The organism is Sphingobium sp. MI1205 (genome assembly GCF_001563285.1).
Classification (GTDB): Bacteria; Pseudomonadota; Alphaproteobacteria; order Sphingomonadales; family Sphingomonadaceae; genus Sphingobium.
In genome coordinates this window covers 633,309-651,880 of the sequence record NZ_CP005188.1, presented here as the reverse complement: position 1 = coordinate 651,880, position 18,572 = coordinate 633,309, and the positions used below count along the sequence as shown (strand labels likewise).

Below are 18,572 nucleotides of genomic sequence, written 5' to 3'. Positions count from 1 at the left end.
TGCATTGACGGGAGACTGATTGCGATGCGCCACATGACGATCTGGCTGGCGACGCTGGCCGCTTCCACCGCGATGACCGCATCGGTCGCAGCGCCTACGGCCAAATGGGGCGGGGGCGAGATTTTGTGGGACAGTTTTGGCGTGCCGCATATCTACGCCAAGACGGAGGAAGGCGGCTTTTACGGCTTTGGTTACGCCCAGGCGCAAAGCCATGGAAATCTGCTGCTGCGCATGTATGGCGAAAGCCGCGCCCGCGCCGCTGAATATTGGGGCGAAAAATATGAAAAGCAGGACAAATGGCTGGTCGCCAATGACGTGCCGGAACGCTCCGCCCTGTGGTTCAGGCGCCAGACGCCCCAGATGCAGAAAAATCTCGACGCATTCGCAGCCGGGGTGAATGCCTATGCGGCGGCTCATCCCGAGGCGATCGACCCCGACGTGAAGATTGTGCTGCCTTTGAAGGGCGTGGACATCATCGCCCATGCGCAGCGACTGATGAATTTCGGCTATATCGCGTCCGACCGAAAGGTGCTGGCCGATCCGTCGATCAACGAAGCGGGCGGTTCCAACGCCTGGGCCGTCGCACCGTCCCGCTCGGCCAGCGGCAAGGCGATGCTGCTCGCCAATCCGCACCTGCCCTGGGCGCCCAGCCAGCTTACTTATTACGAGGCGCAGATCACGGCGCCGGGCATGGCCATCTATGGCGCGACGCAGGTCGGCTTGCCGGTACTGCGCTTCGCCTTCAACAATGATCTGGGCTTCACCAACACGGTCAACACGCTGCTGGGCTTCACCAGCTACAAGCTGACGCTGGAAGGCAGCGGCTATCGTTTCGACGGCAAGACCCGGCCGTTCAAGTCGGTCGTGAAGAGTTACAAGGTAAAGCAAGGCGACGGCACGACGAAGACGGTCAACTTTGAGCAGAAGAGCACAGTCCATGGCCCGGTATTCACCCTGCCCGACGGCAAGACGACGATCGCGCTCAAGGTCGCCGGACTCGATCGGCCGGGCGTGCTCCAGCAATATCTCGACATGGGCAAGGCGCGCGACTGGGCGACGTTCGAAAAGGCGCTGCGCAGGATGCAGGTGGTGATGTTCAACATCATCTATGCGGACCGCGCGGGCCACATCCTCTATCTCGACAACGGCCTGCTCCCCAAGCATGATGCGGGCGACCTCAAATATTGGTCTGCCCCCGTCGCTGGCGACACATCGAAAACGCTGTGGAAGGACGTCCACAGCTATGACGAGATGCCCAAGCTGCTCGATCCAGCGACCGGTTTCGTACAGAATGCCAATGATCCGCCATGGCTAGCCACCTGGCCTCGGGCGCTCGATCCCAAAAGCTATCCCGCCTATGTCGCGCCAGTCGGGCCGATGAGCCAGCGCGCCCAGCTGTCGGTCAAGCTGATGACCAGGACGGACAAGATCAGCTTTGACGATTTCGTGGCGCGCAAGGTGACGACCACATCGTTGATGGCGGAGCGGATGCTGCCCGAGCTGCTGGCGGCTGCCGCAGGTTCGGCCGATGCCGACGTTCAGGCTGCGGTGGCACTGCTCAAGGCGTGGGATCACCGTTTCGAACCCGATAGCCGGGCGGCTTTGTTGTTCGAGACCTGGGCCGGAATCTTTTCACCCAGGAATTTCACCGACCAGTCGAATTACGCCGTCAAATGGACGCTCGACGATCCGCTGGAAACCCCGCGCGGACTGAAAGATCCGGCGGCAGCCGTCGCCATGCTGAAGCAGGCGGTGGGCAAGACCAGGCAATTATACGGCGCCATCGACCGGTCCTATGGCGATGTGTCGCGTTTTCATATCGGCGATGTCAGCGTGCCGGCCAATGGCGGGTTCGGCAACACGGGCGTATTTCGCACGATCACATGGGGTGCCATGAAAAATGGCGAGCGCACGCCCGTCCATGGCGAAACATGGGTGTCGATGGTCGAGTTCGGCACGCCGATGAAGGCGGTGGGCCTGATGAGCTATGGCAATAGCAGTCAGCCCGGATCGAAGCACAATAGCGATCAGTTGCAATTGCTGAGCGAGAAGAAGTTCCGCACACTCTGGATCGCCCGCGCCGATGTCGAAAAGCATCTGGAGGAGAAGCACGCCTTCTGACGAACCTTCCCGAACGGCTTTCGGTCCGGCCAAGGGGTTCGAGTTCCGCATCGCGGCGGATAATCTGTTCGGCAAATATTATCGCCGCCATCTTTCCGCGCTCGCGGCCGAGGGGCAGAGCTTCAAATTCACCGTGGCGAACAGTTTCTGACCATGACGGGGAGGCCGTTGTCATTGCGGATGAGCGGGCCTGCGGCGGCTTCGCTGCTGGTCAATGCGCTGCTGGTGGCGGCCCTCCTGAACCTGGGCGCGGGGCGCGGCCATCGCAGGGTGGAGTCGCCCGCGCTAACAGTACTGTCGCTGGCTGTGACGCGAGGTGTGACGACCGGCGAGGAGAAAGCGGATACCGCAACGACCAGCCCCCAGGCGGCCGCGCGCACCTCGCCCACGCCCAAGAGGATCAGGCTGAACCAGCCGCCTGCCGTTGAAGCCATTCCTCTCCCGACACCACAGATCGTCATGCCGACCAGTCTGGCGGCGGCGATGCCAGTGAGCGTGGCGGACCTTGCGCCGGGGCCGGATGAACCCGCCGCTGCACAAACGCCGTCCGCACCCCCGCCCGCGGCGCGCAAGGGCGCGGCGGATAGGCTGGATGTCAGCGCACCATCGGGCAAGAGCTACAGCTATGCGGCCAAGATCCGTTCATGGCTCTACGCCCACAAGATTTACCCCCGCCGCGCCCGCATGCGGCGGGAGGAAGGACGGGTGCAGGTGCGCTTCGTCATCGATCGCGCGGGCACGCTGATCGAGGGGATGGTTGTGCGGAGTTCAGGCCATAGTTCGTTGGACGAAGAGGCCGCAGCCATGATGCGGCGCGCGTCGCCCTTTCCCAAAGCCCCTTCCGGTCTGGCTGGCGACCGCATTGAGTTCACAGCGCCGATTGAGTTCGTCCTTCCGGCGTGACGGGCGGCCGCACTGACCCCGTCAACCCTCTACCCCGCAATGCGCGCGCGGCATTCGCCAAATCCGATGCTGCGATAGCCCTTTGCCTGCGCCATGGCGGTTATGATGATCTCATCGCCGTCGAGCAGAAAGGTGCGCCGTTCGCCATTAGGCAGGGCAATGCCAGTCTTGCCGCCCTTCGTCAGTTCCAGCAGGCTGCCCAGGCTTTCGCGCTCCGCTCCAGACAGCGTGCCGGTGCCGAGCAGGTCGCCTGGATTGAGGTTGCACCCATTGACGCTATGATGCGCGACGAGCTGCGCGGCGGTCCAATACATCGCCGTCATCGGCCCCCGGCTGAGGCGGAATGGCGCTTCACCCGCTCCGCGCATGGCAGCGGTCAGCAGGTGGACCTCCATGGTCACGGCATAAGCGCCCTGTGCCTGATCCTGCGCATCGAACAGATAGGGCAGCGGTGCGGGATCGCCTTCGGGCCGGGCGGGCTGCGCTATCCTGAACGGCTGGAGCGCGGCGGACGTCACGAGCCAGGGCGATACCGTTGAATAGAAGCTCTTTGCCAGGAAAGGCCCAAGCGGCTGAGATTCCCACGCTTGAAGATCACGCGCCGACCAGTCGTTGAGGATCGAGAGGCCCGCAATATGCGCGTCCGCTTGCCCGATCGGAACAGGCTGGCCAAGGCTGTTGCCCTTGCCGATCCAGATCGCCATTTCCAGCTCATAGTCGAGCCGCCGGGTCGGGCCGAAGACCGGTGCGTCGGCATCGGGGGCCTTGCGCTGGCCGTGCGGACGGGCGAACGTGCCGCCGCTGGGACGGATCGAGGACGCCCGGCCATGATAGCCGATCGGCACATATTTATAGTTGGGCAGCAGGGGATTATCGGGCCGGAACAGCCGACCCACATTTTCCGCATGGTGGATGCCGCTGTAGAAATCGGTGTAGTCTCCAACGACGAACGGCAGATGCAAGGTGGCGGCGGCGGCGGCGCTTAGTGCCGGGCGTACGGCATCGGCCCTGTCTGCATCGGTCAGCAGGGCGAACACGCCCCCGCGCAAAGCATCCGCATGTGCGTTGCCGTCCGCAAACAAAGCATTGAGCGAAGGCGCATCAGCGATCCGCGCAGCTTCAGCGGCAAGGCCGTCCAGTAGGGAGGCGACCATCCCAAGGTCCAGTATCTGATCGCCGATCGCCATGCCGCCGCGCGGGCGGCTGCCCTCCCCCGGAGAGAAGATGCCGAGCGGCAGATTCTGCACCGGGAATTGGGGATGGGTGTCGGCCCCCTCCACCCAGGAGGAGGCGCGCGGGTCGTGGGTTTCGTCAATCCGGGTCATCGGGGCAGCTGAGCCTTGGGGAAGCCATCCCAACATTGGTCATAGTCGGGCTGAAGCGTGGGAAGAGCCATGGCGGCGGCGGTCGGGCGGATGACCCAACGGCTTTCGAACATGAAGGCCAGCGTGTTGTCGATCCTGTGGGGCGCGAGCTGCTCCGTCATCGCCTTGCGCGTCGTTTCCACATCCGGCCCATGACCGTTCATCTGATTGTGCAGGCTGGCCCCACCCCCTTCGAACCCGCCGCCCTCCTTCGCATCATAGACGCCGTGGATCAGGCCCATATATTCGCTCATCACATTGCGATGGAACCAGGGCGGGCGGAAGCTATCCTCCGCCACCATCCAGCGCGGGGGGAAGATCACGAAGTCGCAATTTGCTGTGCCGTGGATTTCGCTGGGACTGGTCAGCACCGTGAAGATGGAAGGATCGGGATGGTCGAAACTGACCGTGCCCATCGTATTGAAGCGCGCCAGATCATATCGGCAAGGCGCGCTGTTGCCGTGCCAGGCGACAACGTCGAAGGGCGAATGATCGAGCATCGTGCGCCACAGGCGGCCCTGGAATTTCTGGATGACCTCATGCTCGCCCTCGACATCCTCGAACCAGGCCAGCGGCGTTTCGAAGTCGCGGGGACTGGCGAGGCCGTTGGACCCTATCGGCCCCAGCTCTGGCAACTGGAAGGGCGCGCCGTAATTTTCGCAGACATAGCCGCGCGCTTCCCCATCAAGCGCGACAGCAAAACGCAAACCCCGTGGGATCAGCGCAATATGGCCCAACGGTACGTCCAGCCGGCCCAGCTCCGTTATGATGTGCAGCGTGCCGAGCTGCGGCACGATCAGCAGTTCGCCATCGCTCGACTGGAACACACGGCGCTCCATCGAGCGGTTGGCCGTGTAGACATGAATGCCGATCCCGGCGTTGAGGCCGACATCGCCATTGCCGCCATAGGTAAAGAGTCCCTCGACCCAATCGACGCTGGCCGCCGGAAATGGCTGCGCATCCCAGCGCAGGCGATTGGGACTGACCGGGTCATCGGAAAAGGGCGCACTGCATAGATTGGGCGCAAGATCAACCAGCTCGAACGGGCGATGGGCCGCCGTCGGCCGCATCCGGTACAGCCAACTGCGCCGGTTCTGGGCGCGCGGCATGGTGAAGGCGGTGGTGCTGAACTGCTCCGCGTAAAGTCCAAACGCCGGGCGCTGCGGGCTATTTCGTCCGACCGGCAGCGCGCCTTCAATCGCCTCCGTGGCGAAATGACTGAGAAATCCGGGTTGATAGCCGCTCATGACTTTCTCTCCCGCCGTGCCCGGGCGATGGCTTCCACAACCGGAATAGCATTCTTCCTTGAACGAGACATCATCCCCCATCCAGCGCGGGTGTCTTTTCCGCCGTTCAGTCCGCGCCGGGCTGGTTCGCCGGATCGGCGGCAACAAAGGCTGGCAAGGCGCGAGCCGCGGCGGCGGCAGCGGTCAGACGCGGAAAAGGCGAAAGATCGACGCCGAACCGCTCCGCCGAATAGATTTGTGGAACCAGATAGACGTCCACGAGGCTAGGCGCGTCGCCATAGGCGAGCCGCCCGCCATGCTGCGCCACCATGGTTTCCAGTGCGATGAAGCCAGCACCGATCCAGCGCGCGGCCCAGCCGCTGACCGCGCTGGCATCCATCCCCATTTCCTGCCGCAACATGGTCAGAACACGCAGATTGTTCAGTGGGTGGACATCGCAACCGATGATTGCCGCCATGGCGCGCACGGTGGCGCGCTCCTTGGCATTGGCGGGCAGCAGCGGGGGGACAGGATAGCTCTCCTCCAACCACTCCAGAATGGCGGGCGACTGGATCAGCACTTCTCCCCCGTCTGTCTCCAGCGCGGGAACCAGCCCCTGCGGTTGAAGCCGCAGATATTCGGGCGACCGCTGCTTCCCTTTCCGCAGATCAAGCGCCACCTGTTCATAGGCGATCCCTTTGAGATTGAGCGCAATGCGGACGCGGTAGCTGGTTCCCGAGCGCCAGTAGCCGTGCAGCTTCAGCATGTGTCTCTCAACCCGCCGTGGATAGGGGATGTCATCATAGCCCTCCTCTCCATGTCGCGAAATGGCTGGCACTTGCCCAACGTGATCGCTGCCCCACGATATCACCTGAGGCAACCAACTCCAGCGTCGCATTTCGCCGGGGAGCAAGAGACCGGCATCATGTTGATCTTGAACCAAGCCTTCTCCATAAAAGCCCGATGCAGATGAGATTATCATGACCAGCAATCCCCGTATTGCGGATCGGGCCATTGAACCCCTCTTCATCGAGCGATGGTCGCCGCGCGCCTTTGACGGCTCGCCAATGCCCCAGCAGGACCTGGAAACCCTGTTCGAAGCGGCGCGATGGGCGCCATCGGCCTTCAACTATCAGCCGTGGCGCTTTCTCTATGCCCATCGAGGGTCGGAGACCTTCGATCCGTTCCTGAGCGCCCTGCTGCCGTTCAATCAAGCCTGGGCGCGCAACGCTTCGGTCCTGATCTACGTTATTTCCGACAGTTTGATGGAAATGAAGCCGGGCGAGGCAAAGCCGTCGCACAGCCATTCCTTCGATGCCGGCGCCGCATGGGCGCAGCTTGCGCTTCAAGCCACACGTATGGGCTATCACAGCCACGGAATGGCCGGCATCGACATGGACGCCGCGCGAACAGTGCTGCGACTGCCCGAGCGCTTTCGCATCGAGGCCGCGATCGCAATCGGTCGCCGTGGAGAAAAGTCGATGCTGCCCGAAGCGCTACAGGCACGGGAAGAACCCAGCGGCCGCAAACCAGTCGATCAATTCGCCTTTGAAGGCGCGTTCAAGGAAGGCTAGGCGGGATCAGGCGACAGCGCGCCCCGCATTGGCGACATCTTCCTGTGTGCAGAAATAGAGTTGGGCCTTGCCGCCTCGCTTGGATCGATAGAGCGCAGCGTCGGCGCAGGCGGTCAGATGCTCCAGGTCCACGCCATGTCGCGGCGCCATCGCTATGCCGATGCTGACGGATATGCTGATAGTCTCGTCCATCAACCGATAGGGAGCGCTCAACTGCTTGATGATGCGGCGGGCCAGCATCTCGGCCTCGCCTTCGTGCTGGACGCCTTCCTGCACGACGATGAATTCATCGCCCCCGATCCGGGCGACCGTATCCACCGACCGCACGATCGACCGCAACCGGACGGACACCTCACGCAGGACCGCATCGCCCATGGGATGGCCATGACGATCATTGATGATCTTGAACCCGTCCAGATCGAGGAAATGGACCGCCAGTTGGCTGTCCTTCGACGCAGTGACGCTCAGGCTGTTCTGAAAACGCTCCCTGAGAAGCAGTCGGTTGGGAAGTCCGGTCAGCGCATCCTGCCGCACGAGATCGGCGAGGTCATGCTTCGCGATCAGGCGCTCCACATCCGAACGATAGAGATGGCGCACGGATTCAAGGCTGAGCAGCGTCACGACAGCGACCAGCAGCGCCTCTATGACGAAATATTCCGTATGCATCGGCCCCGCGTCGCGGTTTCGGGCGTGCAGCGCCAGGGCAGTGATGGTCGGCACCGTCGCCAGCAGCAGGCTGATCACGCAGATACGCGGCCTGCCCCCGATGCGCGAAACGATCCCCGCGCCGAAGGTGAAGATCAGGCTGACCGCTACAAGATGATCGAGCGGCGAATGCATGGCGAGCACCGTTGCGCTGAACGCGCCCAGCAGCGCCGCAAAGGCATAGCTGCCCATGGCGTAGCGCCGTTCCCATTGCCGCACCCGCTCAACGGTCAGGACGGTTCGATGCGCTTCCCGGCGGTAGGCGGTCAGCAGGATCAACCGCGCGATGGTGACCACGACCGCAGCCGCCGTAACAAGGCCAATGACGACAACGCCATTTTCCATGTAAACTGTCATGCCAGCCAGGCCGAACAGGATGCCCATGCCGGCTATCGGCAACCGCATGTGAAACAATGCCGTGACCAGCTCGCAATAGACCGCGTCGGGCATGGGAAGAGACATTATAACCCTGGACAGCGCACCCACCGGCGCCCGCGTCATCTTGATCAACCAGCTGCGCTTCATGGAAACCCGCGTAAAATCCTGTTCCGAACAAATCAGCGCATCGTCATATAATGCCCGAGACCAGAAACATGCCACTTCACCTAAGGGTCCACTCCGAATTTGAGAAGTTTTATCTTTTCAGGAAGATGGCCGCAAAATAGCGGATGGACTACCAAGGACCAGGCGAAGAGGACCGTGAGCCGATCCTGAACGCTTACGTGCATCTGGCGGATGGGTGGCGCATCAAGGAAATCCGCCTGACACGGCTGCGCGTCGATGCCGGCTGAGCGAGCGGCCCGGCTGCCGAACAACCTTGGCAGTCACGCCAAGGAAGCCCATTCTCTCCCGAAATCCAGCCGGATGAAAAGGCATGGCTCGGGGGAGAGCGCTGGACGACGCATTTGTAAAGAATGTGGTTGAAGCGATGGCCCTGTCGGCTTTGGCGGAGGCACATTGCTGCTGTTCTGCCTGATCGCGGAAGCACATCTGCACCATCGCGAGGGACTAAAGCCATTCAGGCCACAATTACCTGTTCTTCCCACGGGTCGCCTGTCGCCCCTGCCCCAACATACCTATGCGCTGATGACGCAGAGCCATAGGGCTGCAACCGGCCTTGCCCAGGCATTGGTCGTGGTGACGGCCGAATTGTGGCTCATGCTGGCCCCGGCGATGATCGTGTTGCGCTTCGCCGATCCGGTGCGTCGGGCCTCCATACACGGGCTTATTCCGCTCACCTGTTCCTCGGCCTTGCTTTTCTGGCGATCATCCTGCTCATCTGGAACTAGGGCGTAACGCGAATATATCTCACAAGCCCTTTGCGAAGCGGGTCGGAACGCACAATGGCCCGCGCGGTTTGGTCGCCCTCTGCACGAGCCGGGCGAACCCATTTTGCCTGCCCGTCATGACGCCACTCCCTATGATCTGCGTGTAGATGGCGATCATCGCGTCAACGCAGGCGGACCATTCATAGAGGCGCATCACCCGCTGTCGTCCCGCAGCGCCCATTTTTTTACGCAGGGCAGGGTCTGCCGCCAACCGCAGCAAGGCGCGGGACACGGCGGCCGGATCATCGCGAGGAATGATCATGCCGGTGACCTCGTCCTCCACCACTTCCGGCAAGCCGCCAGCGTCGGACACCAGCACGGGCAAGCCGCAGGCGCTCGCTTCGATGATGGCTACGCCAAAGCTCTCGCTGTCGTCGCGGCTGATGGCGGCATAGATGTCGAAGCCGGACAGGATCGCCGGCACCTGATCATGCCGGACCTGCCCATGAAAGCGGATACGGTCGCCCAGGTCCAGTGATACGGCGAGCTGCTCATATTCCTGCTGGGCCGGGCCGCCTCCGACCAGGTGCAATTCCGGGTCGAGGGCGCGGAAATGGGAATCGCGAAGAGCAAGGTCAAAGCCCCGAATAAGCGTGTCGATGCCATATTTGCGGGCCAGCGTCTTGACCGTGCCGATGACGAGGCGGCCTTGCGTCTTTGGGTGGAGACCGGGCCGGAAACGATCGGTATCGACGCCGAACGGCACGACATCGATCGGGGTGGAAACGCCCAGCCGTTCCACCTGCGCCTTCATGACATGGCTGGTCGATGTAATCAGCGCCGCCTTTTCCAACGCCCCGCATACCGCCCGCCGATGAAGCGCGCTGCGTCCCGGCACATCATAAACGTCCCCGCCCCAGACGGAGATCAGGCTGTTGCGGATGCCTGAGAGCCAGACAGTGGCGCCATAGCCCCCGGCATAATGGACATGCAGCAGCGGGGCGCCAGTCCTGGCGAAAATGCGGGGCAGCACAAGGGCATTCAGGAGATAGGCCAAACGGCCGCGAAACGGCAGCAGGACAAAGCGCACGGACGGATGATAGTCGCCCGGCAACGGCGGCTGCTGTGTAATCACGATCAGGTCCAACCCTCGTTCGGCCAGCGCGTTGATCCACCGGATCGCATGAATATTGGTCGCGACGGTCAGGATGGCGATCCTTTGGGCTTGCATCTCCTGTTTGTCTTTTACGCCTGCTTCGTCCATGCCGCACCCACCCCCGGTCAACGCCATTATCGATGCGAGAATAGGATGGGCGGGCACTTTCATAAAAGCTGCCATTCAGCATATACCGCTGGATAAAATTGATGAGGCGGCGCTCTGTCTGCCCGTCTCAATCCGTCAATTTCATGCCGTGCCCTCCCCGCCTCCATCGGGCGTTACCGCATCATCGCCTGACGGCGGCATTGGGCGACGATTTTGCCGTCCTGATTGCGCGCGACAATGCGCGTCGAGGTGCAGCGGCTGCACATTCATGTCAGGCTGGAAAAGAGGATATTGTCCGGTTCGGTCACCGTGCGCGACCAGGGATAAGTCTATTCCAGCCCCGGCGTCAGTTCCTCGAAATATAATCCGGCGACAGGTGCGCTCCTCTCTGCGTCACGCCCCTGACAGGCCAGAAATTATAGCTCCTCCAGCGCCGCGCTCGCCTGCATCCAGATTTCCTCGGCGGCTTCCAGCTTCTGTTCGAGCGAGGCGCGCTTCACCATCAGTTCGCTCGTGGTCATCCTGGCCTCGGCCCCGGTCGCGGCCTTGGGATCGAACAGCGCCTGATCGATGCGGCTGCGCTCGGCCGTCAGCGCAGCCATTTCCTTTTCCGCCTTGCTGACGGCGTTTTTCGCTGCCTTCTGTTTTTCGCGCCATTCGGCGGCGTTGCGCTTTTCCGCCTTGCGATCGACCTTGGGCGTATCGCTGCTGCTGCCGTTACCGTCGGCCTTGCGCAGGATGATGTCGGTATAATCCTCCAGGCTGCCGTCGAAGGGCTGAGCCGTGCCGCCATCGACGAGCACGAGGCGATCGGCGACCAGCTCGATCATGTGCCGGTCGTGGGAGACGATCACCACTGCACCGGAATACTCATTGAGCGCCTGCACCAGCGCCTCGCGGCTGTCCACGTCGAGGTGGTTGGTAGGTTCGTCAAGGATGAGGAGATGCGGCGCGTCGCGGGTGATAAGCGCCAGCGCCAGCCGCGCCCTTTCGCCGCCCGACATGGAGCCGACTTTCTGCGTGGCCCGCTCGCCGGAAAAGCCGAAACGCCCCAGCTGCGCGCGTACCGCGCCGGGCGTCGCCCCCTTCATGACGCGCGTCATATGTTCGAGCGGCGTGTCAGTGACGTCCAGTTCCTCCACCTGATATTGGGTGAAGTAGCCGACATTCATCTTCGCCGACGCGTTCATCGCGCCTTCCATCGGCTTCAATTGCGCCGCGATCAGGCGGGCGAGCGTCGTCTTGCCGTTGCCGTTGCGGCCCAAGAGCGCGAGCCGGTCGTCAGGGTCGATGCGCAGGTTGACGCGCTTCAACACCGGTGTGTCATTATAACCGACCGCCGCCATGTCCATGGTGATGAGCGGCGGGCGCAGTTCGGGCGGGCTGGGGAAACCGAAATGCAGCGTCGGATCCTCGATCGCGGCGGCAATGGGCTGCATCCGCGCCAGCGCCTTGGCGCGCGACTGCGCCTGCTTGGCGGTGGAAGCGCGGGCCGAGTTGCGAGCAACATATTCCTGCAACTTTTCGCGTTCCGCCTGCTGCTTGGTGCGCGCGGCCTCCTGCTGGGCCAGCCGTTCGGCGCGCTGCCGTTCAAAGGCGTCGTAGCCGCCGGGATAAAGGGTGACCTTCCCCCCTTCCAGATGCAGGATATAATCAACGACATTGTTGAGCAGGTCGCGCTCATGGCTGATGACGACCACCGTGCCACGATAGGCTTTCAGGAAATTTTCCAGCCACAGCGTCGCTTCAAGGTCGAGATGGTTGCTGGGTTCGTCGAGCAGCAGCAGGTCGGGATTGGAAAAAAGGAGCGAGGCGAGCGCCACGCGCATCTTCCACCCGCCCGAATAGCTGTCGAGCGGACGTCCCTGCATCTCTTCATCGAAGCCGAGGCCAACGAGGATGCGGGCGGCGCGCGCAGGCGCGGTATAGGCGTCGATCGCGTTCAGCCGCTCATAGATATGGCCAAGGCGATCGGGATCATGCGTCGCCTCGCTCTCCGCCATCAGCGCGGCGCGCTCCTTGTCGGCGGCAAGCACGGTTTCAAAGGGGGTCGCCGTGCCCGTGGGCGCTTCCTGCGCGATATAGCCAAGGCGCGTGTCGCGCGGCATTTCGCAGCTACCCTCGTCCGGGTCGAGTTGCCCGATCATGACCTTCATCAGCGTCGATTTGCCCGCCCCATTGCGGCCGATCAGCCCCACGCGGCTGCGCGGCGGCAAGGCAACGCCTGCGCGGTCGATAATGGTGCGGCCGCCGAGGCGCACGGTGATGTCCTTGAGATTCAGCATGGGCGGCCCCGTAGCAGGTGTTGCGCGGCTTGTCAGGGGCAAGGGTTCAGGATGATGGTCGCGCGCTAGGCTTTGTTTGGTTCCGCTGCATAAAGGGTGAATTGCGCATGCAGGCCGCCAACGGACGACTGGCCGACCCACAGGTCGAACAGGCCCGGCTCCGCAATGATACGGCTGCCTGCGCCGACAAATTGCAGGTCCGTGCGCGAGAGGGAAAAGCGCACGATCCTGCTTTCGCCCGGCCCCAGCGTCACGCGCTCCATGCGCTTGAGTTCGCGCACCGGACGGGTGCGGCTGGCGACCCGGTCACGGATATAAAGCTGGACCACCTCGCTGCCGCGCCTGTCGCCATTGTTGGTGAGCCGCGCCGTCACCTCGATGGCGCGATCCCAGCGCAACGCCTTGTCCGACAGCTTCAGATTATCCAGCGCGAAGGTCGTATAGCTCAGCCCATGGCCGAAGGGATAACGCGCGCTGTTGTCGGTGGTCGTGTAGCGCGCGCGATATTCGGTGCGATTATCCACAACGGGGCGGCCAGTGGATTTGCGGTCGTAGAAGAACGGCTCCTGCCCCGATTCCCAAGGAAAGCTGACTGGCAGCTTGGCGGACGGATCGACCCGGCCGAACAGGATATCGGCAATGGCGTGGCCCGCCTCCGACCCCAGAAACCAGGTGGCGAGCACCGCCTGCGCACTGCCGACCGAACCATGCAGCGCAAGTGCGCGGCCATGGCGCAACAGCACGATCATCGGCTTGCCGGTGGCGGCAACCGCATCCGCCAGCATCTGCTGCGCCGGGGGCAGTTCGATCACGGTACGCGACTGCGCCTCGCCCGACATGTCCTGCGATTCGCCGACGGCCAGCAGGATGATGTCGGCCGCCTTCGCCGCCTCCGCCGCCTGCGCGATCCCGCCGTCTATCGGTGCGCCGATCTCGCAGCCCTTGGCGATGCTGAGCAGGGCCGGGTCCGCCATGGCCGCGCGCAGACCTGCGGCGATGTCCACGCCCTTTTCCTTGTCGCCGTAAAAGGCCCAGGGTCCGTATAGGTTTGCGCGGTCTTCTCCAAACGGGCCGATCAGCGCGATCTTCTGCCGCTCGCCCTGATCGAGCGGCAGGACGCCGCTATTCTGGAGCAGCACGATCGACCGCGTCGCCGCTTCCCGCGAAAGCGCGCGATGGGCGGGCGTTGCGATGCGGGTTTTCTCAGCGTCCTCGCTGATCGACCGATAGGGATTGTCGAACAGGCCGATGGCGGTCTTTACATAAAGGATGCGGCGAACCGCGACATCGACCGTTTCCATCGGCACCGCGCCGCTTTTCACCAGATCGGGCAGGTGGCGGATATAGAGGCCGCTCTGCATCGACATGTCGACCCCTGCGAGCACGGCAAGGCGCGCCGCGTCACGCTCATCCTCGGCATAGCCATGAGCGATCAGTTCCTCGTCGGCTGTATAGTCGGAAAAGACAAAACCCCGGAATTTCATCTCGCCGCGCAGCAGGTCGGTCAGCAGTTCACGGTCGGCGGTCGCCGGGACGCCATTTATCTCGCTGAACGCCGCCATGGTCGCCAGCGCGCCGGCGGCGAACGCAGAGCCGAAGGGCGGCAGATGCGTCTCGCGCAATGTCTCGTCGGAAATATCGACGCTGCCATATTCAAGGCCAGCGGCGACCGCGCCATAGGCAGCAAAATGCTTCGGACAGGCGAGCAGGCTGTCGTCGCGGCGCAGGTCGCGCCCCTGAAAACCGCGCACCCGCGCGGCGGCGAAAAGGCTGCCCAGATAGACATCCTCCCCCGCCCCCTCGACTACCCGGCCCCAGCGCTGGTCGCGCGCGACGTCAACCATGGGCGCGAAGGTCAGGTGAAGTCCCGCCGCGCTGGCCTCCTGCGCCATGGCCCGCGCGGTGCGTTGGGCAAGCGAGGGGTCAAAGCTCGCGGCCTCGGCCAGGGGGACGGGGAAGATGGTCTTGAGCCCATGGATAACGTCGCCCGCCAGCAGCAGCGGGATGCCAAGGCGGCTTTCCTTGACCGCGAGGTCCTGCGCGCGGCGAGCGCCCGCGACGCCGATGCCGTTGAACAGGCAGCCGACCCGACCCTTGCGCACCTCCTCCGACAGCCGCTTTTCATCCTGAATGCCGACCTGCGGATTGGGCGGGTTATAGGGACGAAAGCTGTCGGTCAGGCAGGTCATCTGCCCCGCCTTTTCCTCGATCGTCATGCGCCCGATCAGCTCATCGACGCGCGCGACCTCAGCGGCGGCGAACACACGGCGGGGAAATGGCAGGGCAGCCAGGCCGGTCAGGGCGGCGGCAAGGAGCGTACGACGATCTATGGTCATTGGACGGCAGCGTAACGGATGAAGGCTCTGTGGCCAACGCCCCGCCGCACCATATGTTGCCGGGCCGGGTTCAGGCCGGGGCGAACAGCTTCGTGCCAATGACGCCAATGACGGTGAGGGCCATGAAACCGGCCTGCACCGCAGTGACGCGGTCGCCGAACAGGATGACGCCGCCGATGATGACGCCGACCGCGCCCAACCCTGTCCAGATGGCGTAGGCCGTGCCCGCTGGAAGGCCCTTCATCGCGAAGGCCAGCAGGGCCATGTTGAGGAAGCTCAAAACGATCGGTACGGAGGATGCCTGCCAGCTGCCGATGGTCGCCGCCCATTTCAGGCTGAGCGCCCAGCAGATTTCAGTAAAAACGGCAATGCCCAGCACAAGCCACGCCATCACAGCGTTCCTTCTTTCAAACGGGCTCGGACGAAAGGCACGCAGGCCGGAAACCCGAAAGAGGCGGCGCGCCCGACAGGGCCAGCAGGCCCCAAGGGTGGTGGACAGGGCTGGATTCGAACCAGCGTACGGGAAACCCGGGCAGATTTACAGTCTGCTGCCTTTAACCACTCGGCCACCTGTCCAGTGCCCTTACGCGGTAGACAAAAACGTCATTTACCGCGCTGGAGGCGCGCTCAATGGCGAAAGGAGGCTTGCCTGTCAATGGTCCGATGTGAAAAGAGCGCTTGCATGAAAAGAGGACAACGCAGCGCAAAGCCCAAGGGCAACTTCCCCCGCTTTTACGGTCGCCATGCCGTCATTGCGGCCCTGGCCAATCCCAACCGCATCGTACGCAAGATATGGGGGACGCGGGACGCGCTGGGCGCGCTGGACCTGCCGCCGATCCTGCCCATCGTCTATGCGGACGTCGCCGACCTTGGCCGCATGGTGCCGTCCGATGCGCCGCACCAGGGCATCGTCGCAGAGGTCGAGCCGCTCGACGACGTATGGCTGGGCGACGCGCTGGAGGCGGGCGTTGACGACAAGCGCCCGGTGCTGGTGCTGGATCAGGTGACGGACCCGCATAATGTCGGCGCGATCCTGCGTTCGGCGGCTGCCTTCGACGCGCTCTGCATCGTGACCCAGGACCGCCACGCGCCGCCTGAATCGGGCGTCCTCGCTAGATCCGCGTCGGGCGCGCTGGAAATCGTCCCTTGGGTTCGGGTGGTGAACCTGGCCCGCGCGCTCGATGAGATTGCGGAAGCGGGCTATTGGCGCATTGGCCTGGATGGCGAGGCGGATACGAATCTGGCCGAGGCAATCGGCGATTCGCGCGTCGCGCTGGTGTTGGGCGCGGAAGGCGAAGGGTTGCGTCACAACAGCATGGCCCATTGCGATATTTTGGCTAAACTGCCGATCAGCCCGCGGATGGAGAGCCTCAACGTCTCCAACGCGGCCGCTATCGCCCTGTACGCCGCCGCCAGCCGGTAGCGCCCAGGATACAGGCTGCGCTTCCGCCAAAGGCGCACGCAAACAAGGGGGACGACATGGCCGGTTTTCTTCGTGCCACCAGTGCTTTGGCCTGCTGCCTGATGCTGGGCGCTTGCCTGGTGACGCCGGGCAAGTTCGAATCGACGCTCGACATCCGCACCGACCGACAGTTCAGCTTCACCTACAGGGGCGAGATATTGTCGTCCGACATGAAGGGGCTGGGCAATTCTTCAGGTACGCCCGGCAATGACCCGCTCGGCGGCGGCGCGCCGGAAAAGAAGGACAGCGCCTGGCACAAGACCGCACTGCAGCAGGGCGACGATGAACCCTTCGACAACAGCCGCGACAAGAGGGACGACGCCCAGATGCAGGCGATCGCCACTACGCTATCGAAGGAAAAGGGGTTTCGCTCGGCACGCTATATGGGGAATAACCGCTTCGAGATCGATTATGCGATCAGCGGGCGGCTGACCCACGCCTTTCTGTTTCCCTTTAACAGCGATGCAAAGATCGTCCTGCCCTTCGTCGCCGTCGAACTGCGCGGCGAGGATCGGGTGCGGGTAAAAGCGCCCGGCTATTCGAGCGACTTCGACAAGAGCCGCGAACCGATGGGTCAAAGCGGGTCCGGCGACGACGCGGCCAAGGCGCTCGACGGCACCTTCACCTTGACCACCAATGCCGAAATCGTCAGCCAGAATCAGGAAGACGGCGCGCAAAGCACGGCCGATGGCAAACGGATCGTCTGGAAAGTGACGCCGCTGACCAGCGAGGCGCCCACGGCGACGCTACGCGTCAGCCGATAAGGGGCACTCCGTCGGCGAGAATCAATCTTCCGGCGCGATGGTGACGCGCAAACCGTCCAGTTCCGCGTTCATTACCAGCTGGCAGGACAAGCGGCTGCTGTCATTGCGATGATCAGAGCTGTCGAGCAGGTCGTTTTCATCTTCGCTGATCGCGGGCAGCTTGTCGGCGAAGGCGGGATCGACATAGACATGGCAGGTAGCGCAGGAGCAGCAGCCACCGCACAGCGCCAGCAATTCGTCAAAGCCATTGTCGCGAATGACTTCCATCACCGACAGGCCGTTATCGCCCTCAACGGCCTGCTCTTCACCCGAACGGTTGACCACAATCAGTTTAGGCATGTACCTCAATCCTAACAATTCACCCCGCCGCTCATAGGCGGGGGTGGCAATAAATCAAGAGCCGGAACAGCAGACCATGGTGACTACCCCGGAGCAGCTGCGCGCCAGCCTGGACGCGATCGCCGTCCTCGAACCCGGTTTCGCCGCCGCGCTGGCGCGGGTCGGCTACCCCGCGCCGCGCATGAGGGAGCCGGGATATGAAACCTTGCTGCGCACCATCGTCGGTCAGCAGGTCAGCGTCGCGGCAGCAGCAGCCGTGTGGCGGAAGCTGGAACAGGAACTGGGCGAAGGATGCGCGCCGGGCGAGTTGCTCGTCCGCGATTACGACGCGTTGCGCGCCTGTGGCCTTTCCCGGCAGAAGCAGGGATATGCCCGCAGCCTCGCCGAACTGGTGACGAGCGGCGCGCTGGACCTGCACGCCCTGCCACAGGATGATGAAGAAGCGATCGCCCTGCTGACGCGGGTCAAGGGGATCGGCCGGTGGTCAGCGGAAATCTATCTGCTGTTCGCCGAGGGTCGCCCTGACGTCTGGCCCGCAGGAGACCTGGCCGTCCAGATTGAGGTTGGCCGGATGCTGGGCCTTTCCGAACGGCCGAGCGAACGCGAAACACGCGCGCTGGCAGATCGCTGGCGTCCCCATAGAGGCGCTGCCGCCATCATGGCGTGGCACCATTATAACACAGAGGTTCTCTGACCCATGTCCCTGCCCCATGCCCGTTATATCGTCCTCGAACATGAGGGCGTCTGGAAGATCAATCTCGACAATCGCTATTTCGGCCCCTTCGCCACGCGCGAGGCGGCGGTAGAAAATGCGACCGATACCGCGCGCAAGGCGGCCGAGGGCGGCTACCCCGCCAGCGTCCTGCTGATGCACGGCACGCGCTTCGAAACGCTCTGGACGAACCAAGCAGACCAAGCGTCATCCTGACTTTTTTGACCTTTAAGGGAACCAGCGGGCTGT

Annotated in this window: 19 protein-coding genes and 1 tRNA gene; 10 read left to right on the top strand and 10 right to left on the bottom strand. The window is 63.3% G+C overall.

What is annotated here, in order from left to right; genetic code table 11:
* Positions 1–24: 24 nt before the first annotated feature.
* The 3 genes from K663_RS03205 to K663_RS03195 are packed head-to-tail and all read left to right on the top strand — an operon-like array spanning position 25 to position 3,024.
* Positions 25–2,121, top strand: a complete 2,097-nt coding sequence (locus tag K663_RS03205) for a penicillin acylase family protein (RefSeq protein ID WP_062113984.1) — start codon at positions 25–27, stop codon at positions 2,119–2,121.
* Entirely contained in the window at positions 2,084–2,272 is a 189-nt protein-coding gene (locus K663_RS03200; protein ID WP_062113981.1) for a hypothetical protein, read from the top strand. Before K663_RS03205 ends, K663_RS03200 begins: the two co-directional genes overlap by 38 nt.
* A gap of 2 nt (positions 2,273–2,274) precedes the next feature.
* Positions 2,275–3,024: an energy transducer TonB gene (locus K663_RS03195; protein WP_062113978.1), complete on the top strand. Its 750-nt coding sequence runs from the start codon at positions 2,275–2,277 to the stop codon at positions 3,022–3,024.
* A gap of 29 nt (positions 3,025–3,053) precedes the next feature.
* On the opposite strand, the gene fahA is transcribed toward K663_RS03195, so the two are convergent.
* From fahA to maiA, 3 genes are all read right to left on the bottom strand, one after another.
* Positions 3,054–4,349: a fumarylacetoacetase gene (gene fahA, locus K663_RS03190; RefSeq protein ID WP_062113975.1), complete on the bottom strand. Its 1,296-nt coding sequence runs from the start codon at positions 4,347–4,349 to the stop codon at positions 3,054–3,056.
* Positions 4,346–5,635 (bottom strand): homogentisate 1,2-dioxygenase, encoded by a 1,290-nt coding sequence (gene hmgA / locus K663_RS03185; RefSeq protein ID WP_062113972.1) that lies wholly within the window; start codon positions 5,633–5,635, stop codon positions 4,346–4,348. Before hmgA ends, fahA begins: the two co-directional genes overlap by 4 nt.
* A 106-nt stretch (positions 5,636–5,741) precedes the next feature.
* A complete protein-coding gene (gene maiA, locus K663_RS03180) occupies positions 5,742–6,380 on the bottom strand; it encodes a maleylacetoacetate isomerase (RefSeq protein WP_201026668.1) in 639 nt (212 codons plus the stop codon).
* A gap of 214 nt (positions 6,381–6,594) precedes the next feature.
* On the opposite strand from maiA, the gene K663_RS03175 reads away from it, so the two are divergent.
* Positions 6,595–7,188, top strand: a complete 594-nt coding sequence (locus K663_RS03175) for a nitroreductase family protein (RefSeq protein ID WP_062113969.1) — start codon at positions 6,595–6,597, stop codon at positions 7,186–7,188.
* Positions 7,189–7,194: 6 nt separating this feature from the next.
* Here the strand turns inward: K663_RS03175 and K663_RS24780 are convergent, their stop codons facing one another.
* A complete protein-coding gene (locus K663_RS24780; protein ID WP_235589499.1) occupies positions 7,195–8,355 on the bottom strand; it encodes a GGDEF domain-containing protein in 1,161 nt (386 codons plus the stop codon).
* A gap of 206 nt (positions 8,356–8,561) precedes the next feature.
* Between K663_RS24780 and K663_RS25060 the strand changes: the two genes are divergently transcribed.
* Positions 8,562–8,684, top strand: a complete 123-nt coding sequence (locus K663_RS25060) for a hypothetical protein (RefSeq protein WP_256382205.1) — start codon at positions 8,562–8,564, stop codon at positions 8,682–8,684.
* Positions 8,685–8,850: 166 nt separating this feature from the next.
* Entirely contained in the window at positions 8,851–9,189 is a 339-nt protein-coding gene (locus tag K663_RS24775; RefSeq protein WP_145902218.1) for a hypothetical protein, read from the top strand.
* 12 nt (positions 9,190–9,201) lie between these two features.
* Here the strand turns inward: K663_RS24775 and K663_RS03165 are convergent, their stop codons facing one another.
* From K663_RS03165 to K663_RS03145, 5 genes are all read right to left on the bottom strand, one after another.
* Positions 9,202–10,488 (bottom strand): glycosyltransferase, encoded by a 1,287-nt coding sequence (locus K663_RS03165; protein ID WP_235589498.1) that lies wholly within the window; start codon positions 10,486–10,488, stop codon positions 9,202–9,204.
* Between the two features lie 353 nt (positions 10,489–10,841).
* Positions 10,842–12,710, bottom strand: a complete 1,869-nt coding sequence (locus K663_RS03160) for an ABC-F family ATP-binding cassette domain-containing protein (protein ID WP_062113961.1) — start codon at positions 12,708–12,710, stop codon at positions 10,842–10,844.
* Between the two features lie 65 nt (positions 12,711–12,775).
* The gene (locus tag K663_RS03155; protein ID WP_062113958.1) at positions 12,776–15,046 is read right to left on the bottom strand and encodes a glycoside hydrolase family 3 N-terminal domain-containing protein; all 2,271 of its coding nucleotides are present in this window, start codon (positions 15,044–15,046) and stop codon (positions 12,776–12,778) included.
* Positions 15,047–15,116: 70 nt separating this feature from the next.
* The gene (locus K663_RS03150; RefSeq protein ID WP_062113955.1) at positions 15,117–15,437 is read right to left on the bottom strand and encodes a DMT family transporter; all 321 of its coding nucleotides are present in this window, start codon (positions 15,435–15,437) and stop codon (positions 15,117–15,119) included.
* A gap of 98 nt (positions 15,438–15,535) precedes the next feature.
* A tRNA-Tyr gene (locus K663_RS03145) sits at positions 15,536–15,622 on the bottom strand.
* 106 nt (positions 15,623–15,728) lie between these two features.
* On the opposite strand from K663_RS03145, the gene K663_RS03140 reads away from it, so the two are divergent.
* A complete protein-coding gene (locus K663_RS03140; RefSeq protein WP_062113951.1) occupies positions 15,729–16,469 on the top strand; it encodes a TrmH family RNA methyltransferase in 741 nt (246 codons plus the stop codon).
* Between the two features lie 56 nt (positions 16,470–16,525).
* The gene (locus K663_RS03135) at positions 16,526–17,272 is read left to right on the top strand and encodes a hypothetical protein (RefSeq protein ID WP_062113948.1); all 747 of its coding nucleotides are present in this window, start codon (positions 16,526–16,528) and stop codon (positions 17,270–17,272) included.
* A 21-nt stretch (positions 17,273–17,293) separates the two neighbouring features.
* Here K663_RS03135 and K663_RS03130 read toward each other — a convergent pair whose 3' ends face one another.
* The gene (locus K663_RS03130; protein ID WP_062113944.1) at positions 17,294–17,611 is read right to left on the bottom strand and encodes a 2Fe-2S iron-sulfur cluster-binding protein; all 318 of its coding nucleotides are present in this window, start codon (positions 17,609–17,611) and stop codon (positions 17,294–17,296) included.
* 76 nt (positions 17,612–17,687) lie between these two features.
* Between K663_RS03130 and K663_RS03125 the strand changes: the two genes are divergently transcribed.
* On the top strand, positions 17,688–18,305 hold the full coding sequence (locus K663_RS03125) for a DNA-3-methyladenine glycosylase family protein (protein ID WP_062113942.1): 618 nt from the start codon (positions 17,688–17,690) through the stop codon (positions 18,303–18,305).
* Between the two features lie 3 nt (positions 18,306–18,308).
* Positions 18,309–18,539 carry a hypothetical protein gene (locus tag K663_RS03120; RefSeq protein ID WP_062113939.1) on the top strand — a complete coding sequence of 77 codons (231 nt, stop codon included), beginning with the start codon at positions 18,309–18,311 and terminating at the stop codon, positions 18,537–18,539.
* Positions 18,540–18,572 lie beyond the last annotated feature (33 nt).

Excerpts from the sequence above, each read along its gene's own strand:
- K663_RS24780 (WP_235589499.1), bottom strand. The coding sequence starts at position 8,355 with ATGTCTCTTCCCATGCCCGACGCGGTCTATTGCGAGCTGGTCACGGCA.
- maiA (WP_201026668.1), bottom strand. The coding sequence starts at position 6,380 with ATGCTGAAGCTGCACGGCTACTGGCGCTCGGGAACCAGCTACCGCGTC.
- K663_RS25060 (WP_256382205.1), top strand. The coding sequence starts at position 8,562 with ATGGACTACCAAGGACCAGGCGAAGAGGACCGTGAGCCGATCCTGAAC.
- hmgA (WP_062113972.1), bottom strand. The coding sequence starts at position 5,635 with ATGAGCGGCTATCAACCCGGATTTCTCAGTCATTTCGCCACGGAGGCG.
- fahA (WP_062113975.1), bottom strand. The coding sequence starts at position 4,349 with ATGACCCGGATTGACGAAACCCACGACCCGCGCGCCTCCTCCTGGGTG.
- K663_RS03140 (WP_062113951.1), top strand. The coding sequence starts at position 15,729 with ATGAAAAGAGGACAACGCAGCGCAAAGCCCAAGGGCAACTTCCCCCGC.
- K663_RS03205 (WP_062113984.1), top strand. The coding sequence starts at position 25 with ATGCGCCACATGACGATCTGGCTGGCGACGCTGGCCGCTTCCACCGCG.
- K663_RS03165 (WP_235589498.1), bottom strand. The coding sequence starts at position 10,488 with ATGAAAGTGCCCGCCCATCCTATTCTCGCATCGATAATGGCGTTGACC.
- K663_RS03175 (WP_062113969.1), top strand. The coding sequence starts at position 6,595 with ATGACCAGCAATCCCCGTATTGCGGATCGGGCCATTGAACCCCTCTTC.
- K663_RS03200 (WP_062113981.1), top strand. The coding sequence starts at position 2,084 with ATGTCGAAAAGCATCTGGAGGAGAAGCACGCCTTCTGACGAACCTTCC.
- K663_RS03155 (WP_062113958.1), bottom strand. The coding sequence starts at position 15,046 with ATGACCATAGATCGTCGTACGCTCCTTGCCGCCGCCCTGACCGGCCTG.
- K663_RS03160 (WP_062113961.1), bottom strand. The coding sequence starts at position 12,710 with ATGCTGAATCTCAAGGACATCACCGTGCGCCTCGGCGGCCGCACCATT.
- K663_RS03120 (WP_062113939.1), top strand. The coding sequence starts at position 18,309 with ATGTCCCTGCCCCATGCCCGTTATATCGTCCTCGAACATGAGGGCGTC.
- K663_RS03130 (WP_062113944.1), bottom strand. The coding sequence starts at position 17,611 with ATGCCTAAACTGATTGTGGTCAACCGTTCGGGTGAAGAGCAGGCCGTT.
- K663_RS03125 (WP_062113942.1), top strand. The coding sequence starts at position 17,688 with ATGGTGACTACCCCGGAGCAGCTGCGCGCCAGCCTGGACGCGATCGCC.
- K663_RS03195 (WP_062113978.1), top strand. The coding sequence starts at position 2,275 with ATGACGGGGAGGCCGTTGTCATTGCGGATGAGCGGGCCTGCGGCGGCT.
- K663_RS03135 (WP_062113948.1), top strand. The coding sequence starts at position 16,526 with ATGGCCGGTTTTCTTCGTGCCACCAGTGCTTTGGCCTGCTGCCTGATG.
- K663_RS03150 (WP_062113955.1), bottom strand. The coding sequence starts at position 15,437 with ATGGCGTGGCTTGTGCTGGGCATTGCCGTTTTTACTGAAATCTGCTGG.